Below are 25,339 nucleotides of genomic sequence, written 5' to 3'. Positions count from 1 at the left end.
ATGACCGCCGCCAGCCTCCGCAAAGTCTCCGACGCCCATCGCACCGCGCCTGGGCGCGCGGCGGCCTCGACGTCGCCCGCGCTGGCGCTGTACGAGCAGATCAAGGCCTTCATCACCCACAAGATCCAGGACGGCTCCTGGGGCGCCGGCCACCGCCTGCCGTCCGAGAGCGAGCTGGTGGCGCAGTTCGGCGTGGCGCGCATGACGGTCAACCGCGCGCTGCGCGAACTGGTCGAGCAGGGGCGCATCGTGCGGGTGGCGGGTGTCGGCAGCTTCGTCGCCGAGGACAAGCCGCAGTCGACCCTGCTGCAGATCGCCAACATCGCCAGCGAGATCCGCGACCGCGGCCACGACTACCGCTGCGAGTTCCTCGCCGCCGAGCGCATCGCGGCCGCGCCCGACGTGGCGGTCTGGCTCGACCTGCGGCCCGGCGAGTCGGTGTTCCACACGGTCTGCCTGCACATGGAAAACGAGATCCCGGTGCAGCTGGAAGACCGCTACGTCAACCCGCGCGTGGTGCCCGACTTCCTCGACCAGGATTTCTCGCTGGTGCCGCCGAGCGAATACCTGGTGCGCAACGTGCCCTTCGACCAGATCGAGCATGTGGTGGACGCCGTGCTGCCCACCCCCGAGCAGGCCGAGCGGCTGGCGATGCCGGTGACCGACCCCTGCCTGCTGCTGACGCGCCGCACCTGGACCCGCACCTTGCCGGTGACGGTGGTGCGCTGCCTGCATCCGGCCTCGCGCTACCGGCTCGGCAGCCGCTTCCGGGCCGACGGCAACCCTTCGTTCGGCTGAACCGGCGCACACCCCCTTCGCGTTCGCGCGCGCCTACTTGTATAGACAGGAGAACCCCATGAACATGCCCACCCTCGATGCCGCGACCATCGTCCTCGCGCCCGGCGCGGTCGACCTCGCCACCTTGCGCCGCGTGCATGCCGGCGGCGTGCAGCTCGCGCTCGATCCCTCGGCGCGCGCCGGCCTGCGGGCGGCCCAGGCCACGGTCCAGCGCATCGTGGCTGCCGGCGAAGTGGTCTACGGCATCAACACCGGCTTCGGCAAGCTGGCCCAGACCATCATCCCGCCCGAGCGGCTGGCCGAGCTGCAGCGCAACCTGGTGCTGTCGCACAGCGCCGGCACCGGCGAGCCGCTGGCGGCCGGCGTGGTGCGGCTGGTGCTCGCGACCAAGGCCGTGAGCCTGGCGCGCGGCCATTCGGGCGTACGGCCCGAGATCGTCGACGCGCTGCTGGCGTTGTCGAACGCCGGCCTGCTGCCGCGCATTCCATCGAAGGGCTCGGTCGGCGCCTCCGGTGACCTGGCGCCGCTGGCGCACCTGGCCTGCGTGCTGATCGGCGAGGGCGAGGTCACGGCGCCCGACGGCGAAGTCATCGGCGGCACCGACGCGCTGCGCCGTATCGGCCTCGCGCCCTTCGTGCTCGGTCCCAAGGAAGGCCTGGCGCTGCTCAACGGCACGCAGGTGTCGACCGCGCTGGCGCTGGCGGGGCTGTTCGGCGCCGAGGATGTGTTCGCGGCCGGCCTGATGGCGGGTGCGCTGTCGCTCGAGGCGATCCAGGGCTCGATCAAGCCCTTCGATGCCCGCATCCACGCCGCGCGCGGCCAGCCGGGCCAGATCGCAGTGGCGGGCGCGGTGCGCGCGCTGCTCGAAGGCAGCGAGATCCTGCCCTCGCATGCCGACTGCGGCCGGGTGCAGGACCCGTACTCGATCCGCTGCGTGCCGCAGGTGATGGGCGCCTGCCTCGACAACCTCGCCCATGCGGCGCGCGTGCTGCGCATCGAGGCCAATGCGGCCTCCGACAACCCGCTGGTGTTCGACAACGGCGACGTGATCTCGGGCGGCAACTTCCACGCCGAGCCGGTGGCTTTCGCGGCCGACATCATCGCGCTGTCGGTGGCCGAGATCGGCGCCATCTCCGAGCGCCGCATGGCGCTGCTGCTGGACAGCGGACTGTCGGGCCTGCCGCCATTCCTGGTGCGCGACGGCGGCGTCAACTCCGGCTTCATGATCGCCCAGGTCACGGCGGCGGCGCTGGCTTCGGAGAACAAGTCGCTGGCCCATCCGGCCAGCGTCGACAGCCTGCCGACTTCGGCCAACCAGGAAGACCATGTGTCGATGGCGACCTTCGCCGGCCGCCGGCTCGGCGACATGGTGGACAACACCGCGGTCGTGGTCGGCATCGAGGCGATGGCCGCCGTGCAAGGGATCGAACTGAAAAGGGGACCGAAAAGCTCGCCCTTGCTCGAAGCCGAATTCGCCGCCATCCGCGAGCGGGTTCCCTTCATCGACCAGGACATCTATTTCGCACCGACCATCGAAGCCATGCGCCAGTGGGCACGCCAGGGCCAGTGGCCCGAAGCGGTGCAGGCCATCCTCCCCAGCCACGCCTGAATCAACGATCCCGCTCATCGAAAGGACATCTCGCCATGAACGCACCCGACAAATTCCTCGCCGCCGCCACCGATCCCCGCCATGACGCGAGCCGCGTCATCCGCTCGCCGCGCGGCAGCACGCTGAACTGCAAGAGCTGGCTCACCGAAGCCGCATTCCGCATGCTGCAGAACAACCTCGACCCCGAGGTGGCCGAGCGTCCGCAGGACCTCGTGGTGTACGGCGGCATCGGCCGCGCCGCGCGCGACTGGGCCTCGTTCGACCAGATCCTCGAATCGCTCAAGCAGCTGAATGACGACGAGACCCTGCTGATCCAGTCGGGCAAGCCGGTGGGGGTGTTCAAGACCCACGAGAACGCGCCGCGGGTGCTGCTGGCCAATTCGAACCTGGTGCCCAAGTGGGCCACCTGGGAGCACTTCAGCGAGCTCGACCGCAAGGGCCTGATGATGTACGGCCAGATGACGGCCGGCAGCTGGATCTACATCGGCAGCCAGGGCATCGTGCAGGGCACCTTCGAGACCTTCGTCGAAGCCGGCCGCCAGCACTACGGCAACGACCTCGCGGGCAAGTGGATCCTGACCGCCGGCCTCGGCGGCATGGGCGGCGCGCAGCCGCTGGCCGCGACCTTGGCCGGCGCCGTGTCGCTCAACATCGAATGCCAGCAGGCCAGCATCGACTTCCGGCTGCGCACGCGCTACCTCGACAAGCAGGCCAAGGACATCGACGACGCGATCGCGCTCATCAAGCAGCACACGGCCGCGAAGGAAGCGATCTCGATCGGCCTGCTGGGCAATGCGGCAGAAATCCTGCCGGAGCTGGTGAGGCGCGCCCAGGCCGGCGGCCTCAAGCCCGACCTCGTGACCGACCAGACCTCGGCCCACGACCTCGCGAGCGGCTACCTGCCGATCGGCTGGACCCTGGCCCGATGGGAGGCCGCCAAGGCCGACGCCACGCAGCACCCGACCCTGCGCCAGGCAGCCGCCAAGTCCTGCGCCGTGCACGTGCAGGCGATGCTCGACTTCCAGGCCATGGGCATCCCGACGGTCGACTACGGCAACAACATCCGCCAGGTGGCGTTCGACGAAGGCGTCAAGAACGCCTTCGACTTCCCGGGCTTCGTGCCGGCCTACATCCGGCCGCTGTTCTGCGAAGGCAAGGGCCCGTTCCGCTGGGTCGCGCTCTCGGGCGACCCGGAAGACATCTACAAGACCGACGCCAAGATCAAGGAACTGTTCCCGGACAACAAGCACACCCACCGCTGGCTCGACATGGCGCGCGAGCGCATCGCCTTCCAGGGGCTGCCGGCGCGCATCTGCTGGCTCGGCCTGGGCGAGCGGCACCTGGCCGGCCTGGCCTTCAACGAAATGGTCAAGTCGGGCGAACTCAAGGGCCCGATCGTGATCGGCCGCGACCACCTCGACACCGGCTCGGTCGCCAGCCCGAACCGCGAGACCGAGAGCATGAAGGACGGCAGCGATGCGGTCTCCGACTGGCCGCTGCTCAACGCGCTGCTCAACACAGCGGGCGGCGCGACCTGGGTCAGCCTGCACCATGGCGGCGGCGTCGGCATGGGCTATTCGCAGCACTCGGGTGTGGTGATCGTCTGCGACGGCACCGAGGCCGCCGCCAAGCGCATCGAGCGCGTGCTGTGGAACGACCCGGCCACCGGCGTCATGCGCCATGCCGATGCCGGCTACGACATCGCGGTCGCGACCGCGAAGAAGCAGGGGCTCAACCTGCCGATGGTCAAGTAGCCAGGCCGGCCGTGCGCATCCATCGCTTCGACACCGCTGCGCTGGCCGCCACGCCGTGGAAGAACGGCGGCGGGACCACGCGCGAGATCGCCGCCTGGCCCGAGGGCGCCGGCATCGACGGCTTCGACTGGCGGGTGAGCATCGCGACCATCGACCAGGCGGGGCCGTTTTCCTCCTTTGCCGGCGTCGACCGCGTGATCATGCTGCTCGACGGCAGCGGCGTGCGGCTGCGCTCGGGCGACGGCCGGATCGACCACCGGCTCGATCGGCCCCATGCGCCCTTCGCCTTTGCAGGCGACGTGGCGCTCGATTGCGAACTGCTCGGCGGCACCTCGACAGACTTCAACGTGATGACGCGGCGCGGCCGCCTGCGCGCCGAAGTGCGCGTGCTGGCCGGCGACAGCCCGGTCGGGGCGGCACCGGCCGGCCTGCTGCTCGCGCTGCGCGGCCGATGGCAGCTGCAGGGCGACGACACGACCACCCTCGAACCCGGCGCGGGACTCTGGTGGGCCCAGGGCCCGGCCGGATGGCACGCGACCCCCCTCGATGCCGAGGCCGCGCTGGTCGCGGTCCGCTTCGAGGCGCTCACTCCTTCCACCTGAACACCATGACTCATTCCGCGTCTCTTTCCGCCGACGGTGTCTGGGAGCGGCTGCGGCTCGCGCCCGGGGCGCTGGCCGACGACCGCGCGCTGGCTGCCGATGCGGCGATCGTCGTCCTCGACGGCCGGATCGAATGGATCGGCGAACGTGCGTCGCTGCCCGCCCAGCATGCCGGCCTGCGGCGCTTCGATGGCGGCGGCGCGCTCGTCACGCCGGGCCTGGTCGACTGCCACACCCACCTGGTCTACGGCGGGCAGCGCGCCAACGAATTCGCGCTGCGGCTGGCCGGCGCCAGCTACGAAGAGGTCGCGAAGGCCGGCGGCGGCATCGTGTCGTCGGTGCGCGCCACGCGCGAGGCCGATGAAGACCTGCTGTTCGCCCAGGCCGCGGCGCGGCTCGAACAACTGCTGGCCGACGGCGTCTGCGCGATCGAGATCAAGTCGGGCTACGGCCTCGCGCTCGACCACGAACGCAAGCAGCTGCGTGTCGCGCGGCGGCTGGCCGGGGCCTACGGCGTGACGGTGCGCACCACCTTTCTCGGCGCCCATGCGCTGCCGCCCGAATACGCGGGGCGCAGCGGCGACTACATCGACCTCGTCTGCCGCGAGATGCTGCCGGCGCTGGCGGCCGAAGGGCTGGTCGATGCGGTCGACGTCTTCTGCGAGCGCATCGCCTTCTCGCTGGCCGAGACCGAGCGCGTGTTCCAGGCCGCGCAGGCGCTGGGCCTGCCGGTCAAGCTGCATGCCGAGCAGCTGTCGGACATGGGCGGGGCCGCGCTGGCGGCGCGCTACGGTGCGCTGTCCTGCGACCACATCGAGCACCTGTCGGCCGAAGGCATCGAAGCGATGCGCGCGGCCGGCACGGTCGCCGTGCTGCTGCCCGGCGCCTACTACACGCTGCGCGACACCCATCTGCCACCGATCGAGGCGCTGCGCGCCGCGGGCGTGCCGATGGCCGTCTCGACCGACCACAACCCCGGCACCTCGCCGGCACTGAGCCTGCTGCTGATGGTGAACATGGCCTGCACCCTGTTCCGCCTCACCGTGCCCGAGGCGCTGGCCGGCGTGACCCGCCATGCGGCCCGCGCGCTGGGCCTGCAGCACACGCACGGCGCCTTGCACGTCGGCCAGCCGGCCAACTTCGTGCTGTGGAACGTCGAGGACGCGGCCGAGCTCGCGTACTGGTTCGGCCAGCGCCCGCTGCGCACCGCGGTGCGGCAGGGCCGGATCGCCGCGGGGGTGGCCGCATGACGCGCACCCTGTTCGCGGCCGATGCGCTGCTGCCGACCGGATGGGCGAAGAACGTGCTGCTGGCATGGGACGACAGCGGCCGGCTGACGCAGGTGCAAGCCGATGCGGCACGGCCATCCGGGGCCACCACGGTGCACGGCCCGCTGATCCCCGGCATGCCGAACCTGCACTCGCACGCCTTCCAGCGCGCCTTCGCCGGCCTCACCGAGCACCGCGCCGAGCAGCAGGACAGCTTCTGGAGCTGGCGCACGCTGATGTACCGCTTCGCCGCCCGCCTCGGGCCCGAGCCGATGGAAGCCATCGCGACCTGGCTCTATGCCGAGATGCTCGAAGCCGGCTACACCGGCGTCTGCGAGTTCCAGTACGTGCACCACGACGGCGACGGCCGCCCCTATGCCGACGACGCCACGCTGAGCCTGGCGCTGCTGCGCGCGGCGCAGCGCACCGGCATCGGCTTCACCTTGCTGCCCGTGCTCTACCAGACCAGCGGGTTCGGCGGCCAGCCGCCGAACCCGGGCCAGCACCGCTTCATCCGCTCGACCGACTCGATGCTGGGCCTGCTCGAAGCGCTCAAGCCGGCCTGCGATGCGCAGGGCGCACGCCTGGGCCTGGCGCCGCATTCGCTGCGCGCGGTGCCGCCCGATGCCTTGCGCGCCGCGCTCGCCGGCCTCGATGCGCTCGACGCCTCGGCGCCGATCCACATCCACATCGCGGAGCAGACGCAGGAGGTCGACGACTGCGTCGCCTGGAGCGGCCAGCGGCCCGTCGCCTGGCTGCTCGACCATGCGCCGGTCGATGCGCGCTGGTGCCTGGTGCATGCCACGCACATGGACGCGCAGGAGTACCGGCGCGCGGCCATGAGCGGCGCAGTCGCCGGCCTGTGCCCCACGACCGAGGCCAACCTCGGCGACGGCCTCTTCGACTTCGCGGCCTGGCGCAGCCATGGCGGCGCCTGGGGCGTGGGCTCGGACAGCCATGCCTGCGTCAACGCGGCCGAGGAGCTGATGCTGCTCGAATACAGCCAGCGCCTGGCCACGCGCCAGCGCAATGTCGGCGCCGATGCGGCGCAGCCGCAGGTCGCGACCGCGCTCACGCTGGCGGCCTTGCGCGGCGGCGCGCGGGCCGCGGGCCGCGCGATCGGCGGCCTGGCGCCGGGCCAGCAGGCGGACTTCGTGGTGCTCGATGCCGCGCACATCGCGCTGCAGGGCCTCGCCGCGCCCGACATGCTCTCGGCCCATGTCTTCGCGAGCCACCGCACCTCGGCGATCGATGCCGTGTGGGTCGCCGGCCAGCCGCGTGTCGCCGCCGGCCGGCATGCCCTGCACGACCAGGCCGCGGCCGCTTTCGTCGCCGCGCGCAGCCAACTTCTGAAGGATTGAGACCCATGCGCTTCATCACCACCGAGCCGCCGTTCCGCTTCCGTGCCGGCCGGCGCCCCCTGCTGATCTCGATGCCGCATGTCGGCACCCACGTGCCGCCCGAGCTCGCGGCGCGCCTCACCGACGAGGCGCGGCAGGTACCCGACACCGACTGGCATCTGGAACGCCTCTACGACTTCGCGGACGAACTCGGCGCCTCGGTGCTGGTCGCCACGCACTCGCGCTACGTGGTCGACCTGAACCGCCCGCCCGATGGCGCCAGCCTCTATCCGGGCCAGAGCGTCACCGGCCTGTGCCCGGTCGACACATTCGACGACACGCCGCTCTATGCGGCCGGCGATGTGCCCGGCGAGGCCGAGATCGCCGCGCGCCGCGAGGCCGTCTGGCAGCCGTACCACCGCCAGCTCGCGGCCGAACTGGCCCGCCTCAAGGCCGAGCACGGCATCGCCGCGCTGTGGGACGCGCACTCGATCCGCTCGGTGCTGCCGCGCTTCTTCGACGGCAGGCTGCCCGACCTGAACCTCGGCACCGCCAACGGCGCGAGCTGCGACCCGGCGCTGGCGCAGCGGCTGAAGCAGATCGCCGGCGAGGCGAGCGGCTTCAGCGCGGTGCTCAACGGCCGCTTCACGGGCGGCTACATCACGCGCCACCACGGCCAGCCGGGGCAGGGCGTGCACGCGGTGCAGCTCGAGATGACGCAGTGCAGCTACATGCAGGAAGCCCTGCCCTTCGACTACCTGCCCGAGGTGGCGCAGCGCGTGCAGCCGCATGTGCGGCGGCTGCTCGTAGCCGTGCTGGACTTCGTCGAACACAAGCAAGACCGATGAGCACGTCCGCCATCCACGCGCTCGCGCGCCCCGAGGTGCCTGCGCTGCCCGCCTACAACGCCGGCCCGTCGTCGCAGGCGGTGCGCGCGCGCTACGGGGTCAGCGAGATCGCGCGGCTGGCCAGCAACGAGAACCCCTTCGGCGCCAGTCCCGCGGTGGCGCGCGCGCTGGTCGACCTGGCGCTGCAGGTCGGCATCTACCCCGATGCGAACTGCAGCGCGCTGCGCGCCGCGATCGCGCAAGGCAGCGGCGCCCGGGCCGAGCAGGTGGTGATCGGCAACGGCTCCGAGGACATCCTCCAGATGCTGTGCCAGGCCTTCCTGTCGCCCGGCGACCGGGTGCTCACGCAGCGGCCCGCCTTCGGCCTGCACGAGATCTACCCGCGCATGATGGGCGCGCAGGTCGAAGCGCTGGCGTTGACGCCCGCGCTGGGCTTCGACATCGAGGCCTGGTGCGAGGCCCTGGCGCGCGGCCCGAAGCTGGTGATGCTGGCGAACCCGTCGAATCCGGTGGGCTGCATGTTCGATGCGGGCGCGTTCGACCGGCTGCTCGCCGCCATGCCGCCGGCCACGCTGCTGGTGCTCGACGAGGCCTACTACGAATACGCGCGGACCGCGCCCGGCTTTCCCGACGCGCTGGCCGCGCTGCGCGCGCAGCAGCGGCCCTGGATCGTGTTGCGCACCTTTTCCAAGGCCTGGGGGCTGGCGGGCCTGCGGGTCGGCTACGGCATCGCGTCGGATGCCGCGCTGGTCCAGCTGCTGGACCGGGTGCGCACGCCCTTCAACGTCAACCTGGCGGCGCAGGCCGCCGCGCTGGCCGCCTGGGGCGACGAGGCCTTCATGGTCCATGCGGTCGCCGAGACGGTGAAGCGGCGCGACGCGATGGCCCGGGCGCTGCGTGCGATGGCCTGGCCGGGCCTGCGCGTCGCGCCTTCGGCGGCCAATTTCCTGTTCATCGACCTGGCGCGTCCGAACGGCCCGGTCAATGAAGCGCTGCTGGCGCGCGGCATCATCGTCAAGCCGTGGAAGGAGTCCGGCTTCGAGACCTTCATCCGGGTCTCGATCGGCACGCCGGAAGAGAACGCGCGCTTCCTCGGCGCCCTGGCCGAGATCGCCGGCGCGCCGGCCTGACAAGACCCGCCGCCGCGGCGGGTGCGGCGGTGCTTCCTACAATCGGGTCATGAAGCCCGTCGTCTATACCCGCGCCCAGCAACTCCCTGCCATCCTGGCCCAACGCATCGCCATCCTCGATGGCGCCATGGGCACCATGATCCAGCGCTTCAGGCTGACCGAGGCGCAGTACCGCGGCGAGCGCTTCAAGGACTTCCCGCGCGACGTCAAGGGCAACAACGAACTGCTCTCGCTGACCCGGCCCGACGTCATCCGCGACATCCACGAGGGCTATCTCGCGGCCGGCGCCGACCTGATCGAGACCAACACCTTCGGCGCCACCCGGATCGCGCAGGAGGACTACAAGATGGCCGACCTCGCGCGCGAGATGAATCTCGAATCCGCCAAGCTCGCACGCGCCGCCTGCGACAAGTTCAGCACGCCCGACAAGCCCCGCTTCGTCGCCGGCGCCCTCGGCCCGACGCCCAAGACCGCCAGCATCAGCCCCGACGTCAACGACCCCGGTGCGCGCAACGTGAACTTCGAGGAGCTGCGGGCTTCCTACTACGAGCAGGTCGAGGCCCTGGTCGAAGGCGGCTCCGACGTGCTGCTGGTCGAGACCATCTTCGACACGCTGAACGCCAAGGCGGCGCTGTTCGCCGTCGACGAGTACTTCGAGGCCAGCGGCGAGCGGCTGCCGCTGATCATCAGCGGCACCGTGACCGACGCCTCCGGCCGAATCCTGAGCGGCCAGACCGTCACCGCCTTCTGGCACAGCGTGCGCCATGCACGGCCGCTGGCCATCGGCCTCAATTGCGCGCTGGGCGCCGCGCTGATGCGGCCCTACATCCAGGAGCTGGCGCGCGTCGCCGACGACACCTTCATCAGCTGCTACCCCAACGCCGGCCTGCCCAACCCGATGAGCGAGACCGGCTTCGACGAGACCCCCGACGTCACTTCGCGCCTGCTGCACGAGTTCGCGGCCGAGGGGCTGGTCAACATCGTCGGCGGCTGCTGCGGCACCACGCCGGAGCACATCGCGGCCATCGGCCAGGCGGTGGCACCGCTGGCCGGCCGCAGCCTGCACCGCACCGCCTTCTACAGCGAAGCCGCCTGAGCTCGCCGCGCCCGGCGCATGTGAAGCCGGGATGAAGAAGGTCTCCAGACGTTCCGCGTGTGCGCGGAGACGCGCGCTGCGGCGTTCTGGATGAAGGCCGTGGCTGATTGACATCGGGCGCAAGCCCTCTCTACCCTGGACACGCAAAGGAAATCTTCATGAACAACAAGGCAATGCGATGGTTCGGCCTGGCCACCATCGCGCTGGCGGTGCCGCTGGCCGTGTCGGCCCAGCAGGCATTCACCCGCGGGCCGGTCAACCTGCGCGCCGGTCCCGGCGATACCTACCCGCTGGTGGCCACGCTCGGGCCCGGTCAGTCGCTGCAGGTGATGGGCTGCACCGCCGGCTACGGCTGGTGCGACGTGGTGCTGCCGGACGGCCTGCGCGGCTGGTCCTATGCGGCCAGCCTCGAATACGCCTACCAGGAGCAGCGCGTCCCGCTGGCGACCTATGGCGCGGTCATCGGCGTGCCGCTCGTGACCTTCGCCATCGGCAGCTACTGGTCCAACTACTACCGCGACCGCCCCTGGTACAACCAGCCGCGCTGGTGGGGCGGCCGGCCGCCGCCGCCGCCGGCGCCCGGCTGGCGCCCACCGCCGCCGCCGGTGCCGGGCTGGCGTCCCAATCCTTGGCCGGGCTATGCGCCGCATCCGCCGGGCTTCCGGCCGCCGTCGTCGCCTGGCTTCGGTCCGCCGCCATCGCCTGGGTTCCGGCCGCCGCCGGCTCCCGGCTTCCGGCCTCCGCCGTCCCAGGGCGTGCGGCCGCCGCATGGCGGCGGTCCACGTCCGCCCGATGCACGTCCGCCCGGGCCGGGCTTCCAGACCGGCGGCAGGCCGCCGGGGGGTGGATACGGTGACGGCGGCCATCGCGGCGGACGCGGCGATGGGGGCGGCAACGGCGGCGGCCATGGGGGTGGTCGCGGAGGTGGCCATGGGGGCGGCAATGGCGGCGGCCACGGTGGCGGCCAGGGCGGGGGGCACGGAGGTGGAGGTGGCGGTCACGGCGGCGGTCACGGCGGTGGAGGCGGCGGCCGCGGTGGCTAGCTGACTGCCGGCCTCAGTCCTTCTTGCGGGCGATCAGCGCCACGAAGCGCTGCGCCCCCAGGCCTAGCGGCCGCTCGCGCGACCACACCACGTCGACCCACAGGTCGAGCCCGTTCGACAGGTTCTCGAACGGAATCTCGACCAGTGCGCCTGCCGCCACGTGCGGCCGCGCGAAATTGCGCGGCAGCCAGCCCCAGCCCAGGCCGGCGGTGATCAGGCTCAGCGCGGCCAGCGCGTTGTCGGTGCGCCAGACATGGCGCGCGAAGACGAAGCGCGGGTCGCTGGTGGCGAGGTCGCGGCCGGCGACCACGATCTGCCGCGTGGTCGTCAGGTGCTCTTCGCGCAGCCGGCCGCCGGCCGCGGCCAGCACCGGATGGTCGGGCGCCATCACGGCCACCATGGTGTCGCTGGCCACCTCCTGGAAACCCTCCCGGCCGTCGAGGCTGGGGCGCTCGAACACCAGGGCCAGCTGGGCCCGGCCGCTGTGCAGGAGGGCCAGCGCATCGGCCTGCGGCGCGGCCAGCACCTCGACTTCCAGCAGCGGGTATTCGGCCGCCAGGGCGGCCAGCGGTCCGCTCCAGGGCGCGGCCAGCAGCTCGGGCGCGATGGCCAGCGTGAGCCGGTTCTCCAGCCCCTGCGTCAGCGCCAGCGCCTGCACCTGAAGCTGCTTGAGCTGCGCCGCCAGCAGGCGCGCCTGCGGCTCCAGCGATCGGGCCGATGCGGTCGGCTGCGGCTCGCGGCCGCTGCGGTCGAACAGGCTGAGGTCGAGTTCGGCTTCGAGGCTGGCGATCGCCATGCTGACCGCCGAGGGCACCCGGCCCAGCGCCCGGGCGGCCGCCGAGAAGGAGCCATGGTCGACCACCGCGAGAAACACCGCCACGTTGTCGCTGGAAAAACCCATGGTCACCCCAATCTATCAATATATCTGAAAGAAGATGACTTTATATATCAGACGAACAAACATAAAGTCCTCTTCAACGCCAACCAACAAAGGATCGATTTCATGCAAGGGCTCAAGCGCCGCGTCGTCTACATCAGCCTCTACGAGGGCATCGCCATCGTGGCGGCCAGCGCGGGCCTGGCGCTGATGTCGGGCCAGGGCCTGGGCCATTCGGGCGTGCTGGCGGTAATCGCGTCGGTCATCGCCGTGCTCTGGAACCTGACGTTCAATGCCTTGTTCGAGCGCTGGGAGTCCGGCCAGGCGGTGCGCGGGCGCAGCGTGCGCCGCCGGATCGCCCACGCCATCGGCTTCGAGGGCGGCCTGGTGGCCTTCCTGGTGCCGATGTTCGCCTGGTGGCTGGACGTCAGCCTCTGGGAGGCGCTGGTGATGGACCTCGGGCTGGTGGTTTTCTTCCTGGTCTACACCTTCGTCTTCAACTGGGCCTTCGACGCCATCTTCGGCTTGCCGGCATCGGCCGCCGGCGCCGCCCAGCCGGCGTAAAATCCCCGGCTCCCAAGGAGCGTTGCAGCGCCGCCGTCAGCCCGGACGGCCGCGTCAGGCTTGGGCTTCCAGTCCCTGGAGTGCAACGACGCTCGCCTGACCCCAACGTCCTGCAGGTGAGCCCATGCCAACCGATTCTTCCGCATCCCAGATTCCGCCCCCGATGAAGCTGTCCGGCCTCGAGCCGGTGCAGATCGGCGAGGGCGCGCTGTTCGTCAACATCGGCGAGCGCACCAACGTCACCGGCTCCAAGGCCTTCGCGCGGATGATCCTCAACGGCCAGTTCGAGGAAGCGCTGGCGGTGGCGCGCCAGCAGGTCGAGAACGGCGCCCAGGTCATCGACATCAACATGGACGAGGCCATGCTCGACAGCAAGGCCGCGATGGTGCGCTTCCTGAACCTGATCGCCAGCGAGCCCGACATCGCCCGCGTGCCGATCATGGTCGACAGCTCGAAGTGGGAGGTGATCGAGGCCGGCCTGCGCTGCATCCAGGGCAAGGGCATCGTCAACTCGATCAGCATGAAGGAGGGCGAGGACCAGTTCCGCCACCAGGCCCGGCTGCTGCGCCGCTACGGCGCGGCGGCGGTGGTGATGGCCTTCGACGAGAAGGGCCAGGCCGACACCTACGAGCGCAAGATCGAGATCTGCGAGCGGGCCTACCGCATCCTGGTCGACGAGATCGGCTTTCCGCCCGAGGACATCATCTTCGACCCGAACATCTTCGCGATCGCCACCGGCATCGAGGAGCACAACAACTACGCGGTCGACTTCATCAACGCGGTGCGCTGGATCAAGCAGAACCTGCCCGGCGCCAAGGTGTCGGGCGGCGTCTCGAACGTGAGCTTCAGCTTCCGCGGCAACGACCCCGTGCGGGAAGCCATCCATACCGTGTTCCTGTACCACGCGATCCAGGCCGGCATGGACATGGGCATCGTCAACGCCGGCATGGTCGGCGTCTATGACGACCTCGAGGCCGAGCTGCGCGAGCGGGTCGAGGACGTGGTGCTGAATCGCCGCCCCGACGCCGGCGAACGGCTGGTCGAAGTGGCCGAGACCGCCAAGAGCGGCGCCAAGGACGAGAGCAAGAAGCTCGAATGGCGCGGCACACCCGAGCAGCCGGTGCACGTCAACCAGCGCCTGTCGCACGCCATGGTGCACGGCATCACCGACTTCATCGTCGAGGACACCGAGGAGGCCTACCAGCAGATCCTGGCGACCGGGGGGCGTCCGCTGCACGTGATCGAAGGCCCGCTGATGGCCGGCATGAACATCGTCGGCGACCTGTTCGGCCAGGGCAAGATGTTCCTGCCGCAGGTGGTGAAGTCGGCGCGGGTGATGAAGTCCGCGGTGGCGCATCTCATTCCCTACATCGAGGAAGAAAAGCGCCAGGACGAGGCCGCCGGCCGCGACGTCCGGACCAAGGGCAAGATCGTCATCGCGACGGTCAAGGGCGACGTCCACGACATCGGCAAGAACATCGTCACGGTCGTGCTCCAGTGCAACAACTTCGAGGTCGTGAACATGGGCGTGATGGTGCCCTGCCACGAGATCCTGGCGCGCGCGAAGGTCGAGGGCGCCGACATCGTCGGGCTCTCGGGCCTGATCACGCCCAGCCTCGAGGAGATGCAGTACGTCGCTGGCGAGATGCAGAAGGACGAGCATTTCCGCATCAAGAAGATCCCGCTGATGATCGGCGGCGCCACCACCAGCCGGGTCCACACGGCCGTGAAGATCGCGCCCCACTACGAAGGCCCGGTGGTCTACGTGCCCGACGCTTCGCGCAGCGTGAGCGTGGCGCAGTCGCTGCTGTCGGACCAGGCGGCGAACTACATCGACGAGCTCAACGCCGACTACGACAAGGTGCGCCACCAGCACGCCAACAAGAAGCAGGTGGCGCTGTGGCCGCTGGCCAAGGCGCGCGCCAACAAGACGCCGGTCGACTGGGCCGGCTATGTGCCGCCGGTGCCGAAGTTCATCGGACGGCGCGTGTTCCGCAACTTCGACCTGACCGAACTCGCCAAGTACATCGACTGGGGGCCCTTCTTCCAGACCTGGGACCTGGCCGGGCCGTTCCCCGCCATCCTGAAGGACGAGGTGGTCGGCACCGAGGCGGTGCGGGTCTACGCCGACGGCCAGCGCATGCTCAAGCGCCTGATCGAAGGCCGCTGGCTCACGGCCAGCGGCGTGATCGGCTTCTGGCCCGCCAACACCGAGCGCGACGACGACATCGTGCTCTACACCGACGAGTCGCGCAGCGAGCCCGCGCTCACCTGGTGGGGCATGCGCCAGCAGGCCGAGAAACAGGTGATCGAGGGCGTGACGCGCCCGAGCCGCTGCCTGGCCGACTTCGTGGCGCCGCGCGAGAGCGGGCTCAAGGACTACGTGGGCATGTTCGCGGTCACCGCGGGCATCGGCATCGAGAAGAAGGAGAAGTACTTCATCGACGACCTCGACGACTATTCGGCGATCATGCTGAAGTCGCTGGCCGACCGGCTGGCCGAGGCCTTCGCCGAGGCGATGCACCACCGCGTGCGCACCGACCTGTGGGGCTACGCGCCCGACGAGACGCTCAGCAACGTCGACATGATCGACGAGAAGTACCGCGGCATCCGGCCCGCGCCCGGCTATCCTGCCTGCCCCGACCACAGCGTCAAGGGCCCGATGTTCGAGCTGCTGAACTGCGCCGAGATCGGCATGAGCGTGACCGAAAGCCTCGCCATGATGCCGGCCGCCAGCGTCAGCGGCTTCTACCTGAGCCACCCCGATTCGACCTACTTCAACGTCGGCAAGATCGGCCACGACCAGCTGCAGGACCAGGCGGCGCGACGCCACCAGAGCGAGGCCGAGCTGGAGCGCCTGCTGGCGCCGAACCTGTGATGCGCCAAGCCGTCGCGAGAACGACCGGCGAGCGGGAGTTCCTATTCAAAAGCTGATGTTCGGGGCCGCCCACTATGCGGCGATGGCGGTCTTCGCGGTGGCCTGCTGGGGGCTCGGGCGCGCGCTGCTGGCGCGCATCGGCGCGCCCGGGCGGCGCGACGCCGCGCTCGAAGCCGCGATGACGGCCGCGGCCGGGCTCGGGCTCTGTGTCTGCGTCTTCCAGGCCATCGCCATCGCCGGGCTGTTCGGCCGCGGCGCCGTCCTCGGCACGGTGGCGCTCGGCCTGCTGGCGGCCGTGCTGCAATGGCCGGCCTGGCGGCGCGAGCGCGGCCCGCGCGGGCCGTCCGAGCCCTTCGGCTTCGTCGAGAAACTGGCGCTCGTGGCCCTGGTACTGACCGCGCTGCCGGCCCTGGTCGAGCCGCTGGCGCCGCCGGCGGCCTTCGACGAACTGATGTACCACCTGCCCTATGCGCGCGAAGTGGCGCAGAGCGGGCGGCTCGGCGTCCACGAGTGGCTGCGCTATCCCTGGTTTCCGTACAACTACAACCTGATCCATGCCGGCGCGCTGGCGGTCGGCGACGATGTCCTGCCGCACCTGCTGAGCGCCCTGGCGGGCTGGCTGTCGGTGGCGATGGTCTACCGGCTGGGCGTGCAGCATGCGAGCCGGCTGACCGGACTGGCCGCGGCCGCGATCTGGCTCGGCATCGGCGACTACGAAAGCGCGCTGATCGACATCAGCGTCGCCCTCTTCGTGCTGGCCGCCTGCACCGCCCTGTGGTGGTGGCGCGAGTCCGACGATCCGGCGCGCGGGCCGCGCTGGCTGGCGCTGGCGGCCTTCTTCCTCGGCGTCGCAGCGGGCTCCAAGTACCAGGCCCTCACCGTGCTGCCGCTGGTGGCCGTGTTCGTGGTCCGGCGCGAGCGCCGGCTCCGGGTCTGGGGCCTGGCGCTGGTGTGCTTCCTGGTCCCCTGCATCTACTGGTATGCGCGCAACGCGGTACTGACGGGCGACCCGTTCAATCCGATCGGCGCGCGCCTGTTCGGCTTCACCAACTGGAACGCGGCCGATTACAAGAACCAGTTCGACGACGTGCGCGCCCATGCCGCGTGGCCGAACGGCTTCCTGTGGGGCGTGCTGTTCGCGCCGCTGGCGCTGGCATGGAAGCGGTCGCCGGCGGTGCGCGCGGCGGCCGTGTTCAGCCTCTACTCGCTGGGTGTCTGGGCCTTGACCTCGCGCTATCCGCGCTACCTGGCGGCCTCGGTGCCGCTGATCGCGCTGGTGTCGGTGGTCGGCTGGCAGGCGCTGCTGGCCCGCCTGGCCGACGCGCTGCGGCGCGCGCTGCCCGCCTGGAACGCCCGCGGCCTGCTCGACCGCGCCGGCCGCTGGCTCGGCGTGCTGCTGCTGGCGGTGGGCGTCGGCGGCTCGTTCTACATGACGCGGCGCAGCGTGGCGGCGATCGCGACCACGCCGGCCGAGCGCACTGCCTTCCTCGACGCCCACGTGCCCGGCTACGAGGTCATGAACTACCTGCGCCAACACGCGACCGGGCGGGTCTACCAGGTCGCGCTCAGCGAAGCCACCTACTATGGGCCGGCGCCGGTCTGGGGTGATGCGATCGGGCCCTGGCGCTATGCCGACTTCATCGTGCTGCCGCCGGCCGAATTCGCGCGCAAGCTGCGCGGCCTGGGCTTCGAGGCCATCGCGGTCGGCGCCAGCGCCGCCCCGATGCTCGCCGCCCAGCCCGGCTTCCTTGACCATTTCGCCTTGATGTACGACAAAGCCGGTGCCAGGGCCTACCGCATCCTGCCTGCCAAGAATGACTGAACCTTCCGACCCGCGCCCGCTGCGCATCGCCGCCGTGATCCCGTGCTTCAACGAGGCGCTGGCCATCGCGCAGGTGGTGGCGGAGTTCCAGGCTGCCCTGCCCGAGGCCGAGATCCATGTCTTCGACAACAACTCGACCGACGACACCGCGGCCGTGGCCCGGGCCGCCGGCGCGAACGTGACGCACGTGCCGCTGCGCGGCAAGGGCAATGTGGCGCGGCGGATGTTCGCGGACGTCGAGGCCGACATCTACGTGATGGTCGACGGCGACGCCACCTACGACGTCGGCCAGGTGCGCCGGCTGATCGCGCTGATGGTCGAAGGCAACCTCGACATGGTGGTCGGCTCGCGGGTCGACGACGGCGCCGACATGCAGACCTACCGGCGTGGCCACCGCTTCGGCAACGCCTTGCTGACCGGCGCGGTGGCGAGCCTCTTCGACGGTCGGATGACCGACATGCTGTCGGGCTATCGGGTCTTTTCCAGGCGCTACGCGAAGTCCTTCCCGGCGCTGTCCAGGGGCTTCGAGATCGAGACCGAGCTGACCGTCCACGCCCTCGAACTGCGCATGCCCTACGCCGAAATCCCGGTGCCCTACCGCTCGCGGCCCGAAGGCTCCGAGAGCAAGCTGTCGACCTACCGCGACGGCTGGCGCATCCTCAAGACGATCTGCAAGCTGTTCGTGAGCGAGCGGCCGCTGCAATTCTTCTCCGGCGCCGCGGGCCTGCTGGTGCTGCTGTCTCTGATCCTCGCGGAGCCGCTGGTCTCCACCTACCTCAACACGGGCCTGGTGCCGCGGCAGCCGACCGCGGTGCTGGTCACCGGGATGATGCTGATGGCGATGCTGGCCTTCGTCTGCGGCGTGGTGCTGCACACCGTGACCATCGGCCGGCGCGAGGCCAAGCGGCTGTGCTACCTGGGGATCCCCGGCGTCCGGTCCGCCGCCGGCCGGCCATGAGGCTCGGGCGGGAGTTCCTGTCGTTCGCGGTCGTCGGCACGATCGGCTTCGTCGTCGACCTCGGCGTGCTCTACGTGGTGGCGCCGGCGCTCGGCTGGTATGGCGGGCGCGGGCTGTCCTTCCTCGCCGCCGCCACCGTCACCTGGGCGCTGAACCGGCGCTTCACCTTCGCCGGCAGGCACTCGGGCGCGTCGATCGCGGGCGAGTACCTGCGCTACCTGCTGACGATGATGGCGGGTGCGCTGGTCAACTACGGGGCGTACGTGCTGACCTTGCACTGGCTGGGCGGGCCGCTGGCCCCGGCGCTCGGCGTGGCGCTCGGCAGCTGCGCTGGGTTGGCCGTCAATTTCGTGACGGCGCGATTTCTGGTGTTCAAGGGCGCGACCAAGGCGGGTTGAGACATGGCCGAATCCGGCTCAGGGTCTCAATCCGAGGATGACTGTCAGCGGGTCGGTCGGGCTCTCTGCGAATCCGTGCTTCAAGTAGAAGGCCTTGGCCTTGTCGTCGATGGCGTGACAGAGCATGGCACGCACGCCAATGAGTTCAGCCGCTTGCACTGAACGCATCACCGCATCCTTGAGCAGCGCCGTGCCCAGCCCTCGACCGGCCCAGTCGGTATGCACAGCCAACCGTCCGAGCACGATCACCGGCAAAGGATCGGGCATGTTCCGACGCAGCTTGCTGGGTGAGGCCTGGAGTTCGACGGACCCGGCCGCCAGCGCATAGAAGCCCACGACGCGTTGATCCGGTGCGCAGACCACGTAGGTCCTCGATGCCCCGCCGACGGCGTTGGCGAGAGCGCGCCTTGCGAGCCAACTGGACAGAGCGGGATGTCTGCAGACGAATTGCGATGTCTCGTGCGCTGCGGTCAGGGGCGTGGGTGCGCCCAACGCGCCGGGGTTCACTTGTCCCAAGGCGCGCGCGTTGCCAGCAAGCGCTGAATGGCGCCATTGTTCGACAGCGGCGCCGACATCAGGGCTTCGAAGGCTTCGTATTTCTCCGGCGGCACCTCGAAATGCGTCTGGTCCAGGAGGACCTGTTGCGCTTTTTCGCTGGCAGCCTCCAGCATGAAGTCCGTGCGGCTCTTTCCCGCCAGACGCGCGGCGCGGTCGATCAGTTCCCGCTGCGCGGGCGGCGTGCGCAGACTGATGGTGTGGGTGGCAGAGGTGGACATGTAGTCATCTTAGGGAAATGTATGGACAACGTCCATACATTGATTCTGTCGCTGCCTCAATGCCCGCCTGACACCACCACCGGAATCTCCGTCGCCGGCGGCGTGTTGCGGCTGCGCCCGCAGCGCACGATGCCGTCGATCATGACCATCCCGACGCCCGGGATGTCGCCCAGCTGCACGCTCTCGAGCAAGCCGGGCGCGGGCGAGTGCTGGGCCCGGTCCATGAAGACGAAGTCGGCATCGCAGCCGACTTCGACCAGTCCGCAGTTGAGCTTGCGGATGCGCGCCGTGTTGCCGGTCGCGAAGCAGAACACCAGCTCGGCCGGGATGTTCGCGATGGAGGACAGCATCGCCACCATGCGCAGGATGCCCAGCGGCTGCACGCCCGAGCCGGCCGGCCCGTCGGTGCCGAGGATCACGCGGTGCGGGCACTTGAGGTCGAGCGCCGCCTTGGCCGCCGCGATGGCGACGCGCTCGTTGCCGTTGTGCACGATCTCGATCGCCCGCGACGACTTCTCGCACAGTTCGCACACATGCGCCTCCGGCAGCGAGGTGTGGCCGCCGTTGATGTGGCCGATGATGTCGGCGTCGGCCTCCAGCACCACGTCCTTGTCGATCAGGCCCGAGCCGGGAATGGACGGACCGCCCGTGTGGATGGTGCTCTGGATGCCGTACTTGCGGGCCCAGGCCACCATCTCCTTGGCCTCGTAGCCGGCCTTGACCGAGCCCAGGCCCACTTCGCCCAGCAGGCCCACGCCGGCCTCGGCCAGTTCCTTGAAGTCGCTCTCGACCATGCCCTTCTCGATCACCGGCGCGCCGGCCAGCACCTTCACGCCGCCGGGGCGGAAGTTGTCGAAGGCGCGCTGCGCGGTGATGGCCAGTGCCTTCAGCCCGACGATGTCCTTGGGCCGGCCCGGCAGGTGCACTTCGCCGGCCGAGATCATGGTGGTGACGCCGCCGTTCATGGTCGAGTCGATCCAGCCGATCTGGCCCTGGCGCGGGGTCCAGTCGCCGAACACCGGATGCACGTGGCTGTCGATCAGGCCCGGCGCGACACAGGTCCTCCTGCAGTCGATGACGGTCTTCGCGCCTTCGAGGTCGCAGTCCTTCTCCTTGCCGACGGCGACGATCAGCCCGTCGTTGACGACGATGGTGTCGGCATCCAGGATGGGCTTGTCGATGTCGCCCGACAGCAGCAGACCTATGTTCCGGATGACGACCTTGCCCGACTTGGCGCCGGTTGCGACTTCTGCCATTTCTTGACCTCGTGGGGTTGTGATGTTTCTTCGTCGGGGGCTCCGGCATCGACCGTGCGCAGCACTGTCTCGATCACGAAGTCTTCCCAATGCGCGACGGCCTCCGGCGTCTCGAGCGGCTCGCCGAGGAACGCGGTCAGCGTGTGCCGGTTCGACGTGTAGAAATAGCCGGTCGAGGCGATCAGCAGGTACAGGTCGCGCGGCGCCACGTCGTCGCGGAACAGCCCCTGCTGGACGCCCGCGGCGACGATCTCGCTGATGATCGAGATCGCCCGCGACGAGTATTCGCGGGCCCGCAGCGACTTGGCGATGTGCCGGCCCTTGTGCAGGTTCTCGGTGTTGAGCAGCGTGACGAACTCGGGGTTCTTGCGGTAGTAGCCGAGCACGAAGCGGATCAGCGCGGTGAGCGACTCCACCGGCCGCGTGGCGTCGAGGTCGATCGCGGCCTCGGCGTCGTCCATGCGCCGGTAGATGCCTTCGAGGACCGCGATGAACAGGCCTTCCTTGCTGCCGAAGTAGTAGTAGATCATGCGGTCGTACGACTTGGCGGCCTTCGAGATCTTCTCGACGCTGCCGCCGTCGTAGCCGTACTTCGCGAACACCTTGGTGGCCGCGCGCAGGATGCTCTCGCGGGTGGCCTGCGCCGCGGCCTCGCGCACGCCGGTGCGGCGGGTCGCGGGCTTGGGCGCGCCCTTGCGTGCGGCTGCCTTGGCCTCGGGCATCTGCGGCTTCGCTCTACTTCTCGGCGAAGGCGCGCTCGACGACGAAGTCGCCCGGCGTCGAGGTGTTGCCTTCCTTGAAGCCGCGGGCCTCGAGGATGTGCTTGAGGTCGACCAGCAGGCCCGGGCTGCCGCACAGCATCACGCGGTCTTCGGCGGCATTGAGCGGCGGCAGGCCGAGGTCGTCGGTGAGCTTGTTGCTCTCGATCAGCTCGGTGATGCGGCCCATGTTGCGGAACTCCTCGCGCGTCACGGTCGGGTAGTAGAGCAGCTGCTTCTCGATCATCTCGCCCAGGATCTCGTGCTTGGGCAGGTGGTCGGTGACGAGGTCGTGGTAGGCCAGCTCGTCGATCTGGCGCACGCCGTGCACCAGGATGACCTGCTCGAACTTCTCGTAGGTCTCGGGGTCGCGGATGATGCTCATGAACGGCGCCAGGCCCGTGCCGGTGCCGAACAGGTACAGCCGCTTGCCCGGCAGCGTGTAGTCGATCAGCAGCGTGCCGGTGGGCTTGCGGCCCACGATGATCGTGTCGCCGACCTGGATGTGCTGCAGCCGGGAGGTCAGCGGGCCTTCTTCAACCTTGATGCTGAGGAACTCCAGGTGCTCCTCGTAGTTGGGGCTGACGATGCTGTAGGCGCGCAGCAGCGGCTTGTTGTTGACCTTCAGGCCGATCATCGTGAAGTGGCCGTTGGAGAAACGCAGGGCCGAATCGCGGGTGGTGGTGAAGGTGAACAGCCGGTCGGTCCAGTGGTGGACGCTGAGCACGCGTTCTTCGCTGAATGCACTCATAAGGGTCAGGAATGGTTATGAACGAAAAAGGGATGCACCAATTGTCGGCGATGCCCGCGAAAACCCCAATGCAAGCATCGGGCCCGTTTGCTACATTGGATCAATAAATGTAGCGTTCACCACATGAAAGTGTAGGGAATGCTACACAAACGTCAGTTCCAGCACAAGAGAAGGTGCCAGCGGGCGGCCGGCACAGATGTTGCACTTCCGCTCGCCTTCCCTCCCCAGACTGCCACGAGACCCCCGCGATGACCGAACACACCAAGACAGATGGATTGCCCGGCATGGACATGCCGGTGGTGCCCGAAGCCCTGGGCCGCGCGCCGCTGCGCAACGAGCGCATGAGCACCAGCAAGGTCGAGTGCAACGCCTGCCCGGTGCTGTGCCAGATCTCCGACGGCCGCACCGGTGCCTGCGACCGCTACGCCAACCGGGCCGGGGTGCTGGTGCGGGTCGACCCGGTGGTGCTGCTGCGGCGCGAACTGGCGAGCGAATCGCCGGCACTGGTGCCGTTCGCGCGCATCGGCAACGAGGCCGGCGAGGCCGGGCCCGCCGAGGCGCCGGTGGCCGATGCCGACTGGGACGGCGATCTCCTGCATGCCGACGAGGTCTTCGTGACCGGCGTGGGTTCCTCCACCACCTATCCGGACTACAAGCCGGCGCCTTTCATCGTCGCCTCGAAGGCGCAGGGCGTCGACATGGTGACGGTGGTCACCGAAGGCATCTTCAGCTATTGCAGCTTCAAGGTGAAGATCGACACCGACCGCTTCCTCGGCGCCGAGCAGGCCAACGTCCGCTACAAGGGCGAGGTGGTCGGCCATGTCACCACGGCCGAGTACGGCTCGCAGATGCTGTCGCTGGGCGGCGTGCACCACCTCACGGGCGGCAGCAAGAAGGAAGGCCGCATGACCTGCGAGCTGATGCAGCTGCTGGGCAACAAGAAGGCGGTCGAATGCGTGATCGACGGCGGCGCCAGCATGGTGATCCAGGCCGGCCGCGCGCCGATCGTCAATGGCGTCGAGGAGCAGCGCATGCGCGTGGGCTGCGGCTCGGCGGCGGTGGGCATCTTCGCGCGCCAGCTGTTCGGCCATGCCGACGAGGTGGTGGTGGTCGACGACCACATCACCGGTGTGCTGACCGAGCACCAGGCCGGGCGCTGCCTCGACATGGCGCCCTCGGGCATCCAGATGCGCGGGCGCAAGTCGACGCCGGGGCGCTATTTCCAGGTCGCCAATCCGGGCAACGGCTGGGGCGGCACCGACATCGACGACCCGCTGTCGATCATCGAAGGCTGGGAAGAGGGCGTGGCCCGGCCGGGCCTGCGCCTGCTCATGACATCGACCACCGGCGAACACGCACAGTGGTACGTGCTCGACGCGCAGCTGCAGCCGGTCGAGCAGCCGATGCCGGCCGAGGTGCGCCGCATCGTCGAGCGCATCGGCGAGAACTGCGAGCCCTCGCTGTGCACGGTGCTGTTCCTGGGCGGCGCCGGGGGCTCCCTGCGCGCCGGCGTGACCGAAAACCCGGTGCTGCTCACGCGCGCCATCAAGCGGGCGCTGGTCAACGTGACCTGCGGCGGCGCGCCGGCCTACGTGTGGCCCGGCGGCGGCATCACGGTGATGGCCGACGTGCTGCGCATGCCCGACAACAGCTTCGGCACGGTGCCGACCCCGGCGATCGTCGCGCCGATCGAATTCAGCATGCGGCGCGAGGACTATGCGGCGCTGGGGGGCCACATGGAGCATGTGTTCTCGCTCGAACAGGCCCTGGCCCGCGGCGCCTGGCAGGACGACGGTGCGCCGCTGGCGCGCCGGTGGCTGCGCATGGATGCGGCCAATCCCTGGCCGCTGGGCCAGCCGCCGATGCTGGGCTGACGCCGTGTCAGCTCAAAGAACGGCGCTCGACGCCAACCGCTGGCACCTCCACCACGGGCCGATCGATCTCATCGCCGAGGCGCATGGCGATGCGGTCGAAGTCGCGGTGGCGCACGAGCATGTCTGGCGCCGCTTCGCCGTGCTGCTCGACGAGCTGGTGGCCGAGCTGCCCCAGCTGCGGCGGCCGGTGGCCGACGGCGACTGCCTGCTGCGCGGGCCGGTGGCGCGCCGCATGTGGGAAGCCTGCGCGCCGTTTCGCGCCGGCTTCATCACGCCGATGGCCGCGGTCGCCGGCGCGGTGGCGCAGGAGCTGATCGGCTGCTACCAGCGGCCGGGCATCGAGCGCGCCTGGCTCAACAACGGCGGCGACATCGCCCTGCACCTGGCGCCCGGCCAGAGCGCGCGCATCGGCCTGTTCGCCGACCTCGCGCGCTTCGACCTGCGGGCGCTGGGCCCGATCGCCACCGACGGCCAGTTCGAAGTGCGTGCCGAACAGCCGGTGCGCGGCGTCGCCACCAGCGGCTGGCGCGGCCGCAGCTTCTCGCTCGGCATCGCCGACAGCGTGACGGTGCTGGCCGCCACCGCGGCTCAGGCCGACGCCGCCGCCACCGTGATCGCCAATGCGGTCGACGTGGCCGATGACGGCATCGAGCGCCGGCCGGCGAACGAATGCAAGGATGACAGCGACCTGGGTGACATCCCGGTGACGGTCGCCGTGGGCGCACTCCCGCCCGCCAAAGTGCATCGTGCACTGGATGCGGGCGCCGAGCGCGCCGAGGCCCTGCAGCGCCTCGGGCTGGTGGCCTCCGTGGTGCTGGTCTGCCAGGGGCAGTGGCGGGTCGTCCAGCCCTTAAGCTCCGGGTTGGCGGGGCTGCCGCCGCAGGGTGCGGGCGGCATCGCCGCCGCTGCAGTTGGTTCAGTATTTGCTTAACGAAAAGC

General features: G+C 69.9%; 23 protein-coding genes and 1 riboswitch. Of the genes, 17 read left to right on the top strand and 6 right to left on the bottom strand.

Annotated features, from left to right (window positions below; all coding sequences use genetic code 11):
* The 10 genes from hutC to QTI33_RS22705 all read left to right on the top strand — a co-directional run bounded on the left by hutC (nt 1) and on the right by QTI33_RS22705 (nt 11,488).
* A complete protein-coding gene (gene hutC, locus QTI33_RS22750; protein ID WP_286508602.1) occupies nt 1–798 on the top strand; it encodes a histidine utilization transcriptional repressor HutC in 798 nt (265 codons plus the stop codon).
* A gap of 58 nt (nt 799–856) precedes the next feature.
* The gene (hutH, locus tag QTI33_RS22745; RefSeq protein WP_444814877.1) at nt 857–2,407 is read left to right on the top strand and encodes a histidine ammonia-lyase; all 1,551 of its coding nucleotides are present in this window, start codon (nt 857–859) and stop codon (nt 2,405–2,407) included.
* Between the two features lie 35 nt (nt 2,408–2,442).
* Complete coding sequence (hutU, locus tag QTI33_RS22740; RefSeq protein ID WP_286508601.1) at nt 2,443–4,161, top strand: urocanate hydratase; 1,719 nt, start codon at nt 2,443–2,445, stop codon at nt 4,159–4,161.
* Nucleotides 4,162–4,178: 17 nt separating this feature from the next.
* Nucleotides 4,179–4,763, top strand: a complete 585-nt coding sequence (locus QTI33_RS22735) for a HutD/Ves family protein (protein ID WP_286508713.1) — start codon at nt 4,179–4,181, stop codon at nt 4,761–4,763.
* 5 nt (nt 4,764–4,768) lie between these two features.
* On the top strand, nt 4,769–6,013 hold the full coding sequence (hutI, locus tag QTI33_RS22730) for an imidazolonepropionase (RefSeq protein ID WP_286508600.1): 1,245 nt from the start codon (nt 4,769–4,771) through the stop codon (nt 6,011–6,013).
* Nucleotides 6,010–7,392 carry a formimidoylglutamate deiminase gene (locus QTI33_RS22725; protein WP_286508599.1) on the top strand — a complete coding sequence of 461 codons (1,383 nt, stop codon included), beginning with the start codon at nt 6,010–6,012 and terminating at the stop codon, nt 7,390–7,392. The genes hutI and QTI33_RS22725 overlap by 4 nt, the downstream gene beginning before the upstream one ends.
* Nucleotides 7,393–7,397: 5 nt before the next feature.
* A complete protein-coding gene (gene hutG / locus QTI33_RS22720) occupies nt 7,398–8,219 on the top strand; it encodes an N-formylglutamate deformylase (RefSeq protein ID WP_286508598.1) in 822 nt (273 codons plus the stop codon).
* On the top strand, nt 8,216–9,349 hold the full coding sequence (locus QTI33_RS22715) for a histidinol-phosphate transaminase (protein ID WP_286508597.1): 1,134 nt from the start codon (nt 8,216–8,218) through the stop codon (nt 9,347–9,349). Before hutG ends, QTI33_RS22715 begins: the two co-directional genes overlap by 4 nt.
* 49 nt (nt 9,350–9,398) lie before the next feature.
* Entirely contained in the window at nt 9,399–10,445 is a 1,047-nt protein-coding gene (locus QTI33_RS22710; RefSeq protein WP_286508595.1) for a homocysteine S-methyltransferase family protein, read from the top strand.
* A gap of 158 nt (nt 10,446–10,603) precedes the next feature.
* Nucleotides 10,604–11,488, top strand: a complete 885-nt coding sequence (locus tag QTI33_RS22705; protein ID WP_286508594.1) for an SH3 domain-containing protein — start codon at nt 10,604–10,606, stop codon at nt 11,486–11,488.
* A gap of 13 nt (nt 11,489–11,501) precedes the next feature.
* On the opposite strand, the gene QTI33_RS22700 is transcribed toward QTI33_RS22705, so the two are convergent.
* Complete coding sequence (locus tag QTI33_RS22700; RefSeq protein WP_286508593.1) at nt 11,502–12,389, bottom strand: LysR family transcriptional regulator; 888 nt, start codon at nt 12,387–12,389, stop codon at nt 11,502–11,504.
* A gap of 102 nt (nt 12,390–12,491) precedes the next feature.
* Between QTI33_RS22700 and QTI33_RS22695 the strand changes: the two genes are divergently transcribed.
* From QTI33_RS22695 to QTI33_RS22675, 5 genes are all read left to right on the top strand, one after another.
* Nucleotides 12,492–12,929, top strand: coding sequence for a PACE efflux transporter (locus tag QTI33_RS22695; RefSeq protein WP_286508592.1), 438 nt, complete (start codon nt 12,492–12,494; stop codon nt 12,927–12,929).
* Nucleotides 12,930–12,937: 8 nt separating this feature from the next.
* Nucleotides 12,938–13,030: riboswitch (S-adenosyl-L-homocysteine riboswitch) on the top strand.
* 23 nt (nt 13,031–13,053) lie between these two features.
* A complete protein-coding gene (gene metH, locus QTI33_RS22690) occupies nt 13,054–15,807 on the top strand; it encodes a methionine synthase (protein WP_286508590.1) in 2,754 nt (917 codons plus the stop codon).
* A 55-nt stretch (nt 15,808–15,862) separates the two neighbouring features.
* On the top strand, nt 15,863–17,629 hold the full coding sequence (locus tag QTI33_RS22685) for a phospholipid carrier-dependent glycosyltransferase (RefSeq protein ID WP_286508589.1): 1,767 nt from the start codon (nt 15,863–15,865) through the stop codon (nt 17,627–17,629).
* Nucleotides 17,622–18,587 carry a glycosyltransferase family 2 protein gene (locus QTI33_RS22680; RefSeq protein ID WP_286508587.1) on the top strand — a complete coding sequence of 322 codons (966 nt, stop codon included), beginning with the start codon at nt 17,622–17,624 and terminating at the stop codon, nt 18,585–18,587. Before QTI33_RS22685 ends, QTI33_RS22680 begins: the two co-directional genes overlap by 8 nt.
* A complete protein-coding gene (locus QTI33_RS22675) occupies nt 18,584–18,985 on the top strand; it encodes a GtrA family protein (protein WP_286508585.1) in 402 nt (133 codons plus the stop codon). Before QTI33_RS22680 ends, QTI33_RS22675 begins: the two co-directional genes overlap by 4 nt.
* 18 nt (nt 18,986–19,003) lie before the next feature.
* Here QTI33_RS22675 and QTI33_RS22670 read toward each other — a convergent pair whose 3' ends face one another.
* Genes QTI33_RS22670 through QTI33_RS22650 form a run of 5 tightly spaced genes read right to left on the bottom strand, consistent with a single transcriptional unit; the run spans nt 19,004 to nt 22,526 of the window.
* Nucleotides 19,004–19,492 carry a GNAT family N-acetyltransferase gene (locus QTI33_RS22670; protein WP_353506353.1) on the bottom strand — a complete coding sequence of 163 codons (489 nt, stop codon included), beginning with the start codon at nt 19,490–19,492 and terminating at the stop codon, nt 19,004–19,006.
* Nucleotides 19,489–19,761, bottom strand: a complete 273-nt coding sequence (locus QTI33_RS22665) for a type II toxin-antitoxin system TacA family antitoxin (RefSeq protein ID WP_286508583.1) — start codon at nt 19,759–19,761, stop codon at nt 19,489–19,491. The genes QTI33_RS22670 and QTI33_RS22665 overlap by 4 nt, the downstream gene beginning before the upstream one ends.
* A gap of 56 nt (nt 19,762–19,817) precedes the next feature.
* Nucleotides 19,818–21,017, bottom strand: coding sequence for an amidohydrolase family protein (locus QTI33_RS22660; protein WP_286508582.1), 1,200 nt, complete (start codon nt 21,015–21,017; stop codon nt 19,818–19,820).
* Complete coding sequence (locus QTI33_RS22655; protein WP_286508581.1) at nt 20,963–21,739, bottom strand: TetR/AcrR family transcriptional regulator; 777 nt, start codon at nt 21,737–21,739, stop codon at nt 20,963–20,965. The genes QTI33_RS22660 and QTI33_RS22655 overlap by 55 nt, the downstream gene beginning before the upstream one ends.
* A gap of 13 nt (nt 21,740–21,752) precedes the next feature.
* Entirely contained in the window at nt 21,753–22,526 is a 774-nt protein-coding gene (locus QTI33_RS22650) for a ferredoxin--NADP reductase (RefSeq protein WP_286508580.1), read from the bottom strand.
* 248 nt (nt 22,527–22,774) lie between these two features.
* Here QTI33_RS22650 and QTI33_RS22645 point away from each other — a divergent pair, with 248 nt between their 5' ends.
* Together QTI33_RS22645 and QTI33_RS22640 are read left to right on the top strand one after the other, a co-directional pair.
* Complete coding sequence (locus QTI33_RS22645) at nt 22,775–24,400, top strand: 6-hydroxynicotinate reductase (RefSeq protein ID WP_286508579.1); 1,626 nt, start codon at nt 22,775–22,777, stop codon at nt 24,398–24,400.
* A gap of 4 nt (nt 24,401–24,404) precedes the next feature.
* Nucleotides 24,405–25,331 (top strand): UPF0280 family protein, encoded by a 927-nt coding sequence (locus tag QTI33_RS22640; RefSeq protein WP_286508577.1) that lies wholly within the window; start codon nt 24,405–24,407, stop codon nt 25,329–25,331.
* The last annotated feature ends 8 nt before the right edge of the window (nt 25,332–25,339 follow it).

Source organism: Variovorax davisae (assembly GCF_030316845.1).
Lineage (GTDB): Bacteria > Pseudomonadota > Gammaproteobacteria > Burkholderiales > Burkholderiaceae_C > Variovorax > Variovorax davisae.
Note: the sequence above shows the minus strand (reverse complement) of the source record. Positions and strands in the feature narration are given on the sequence as shown.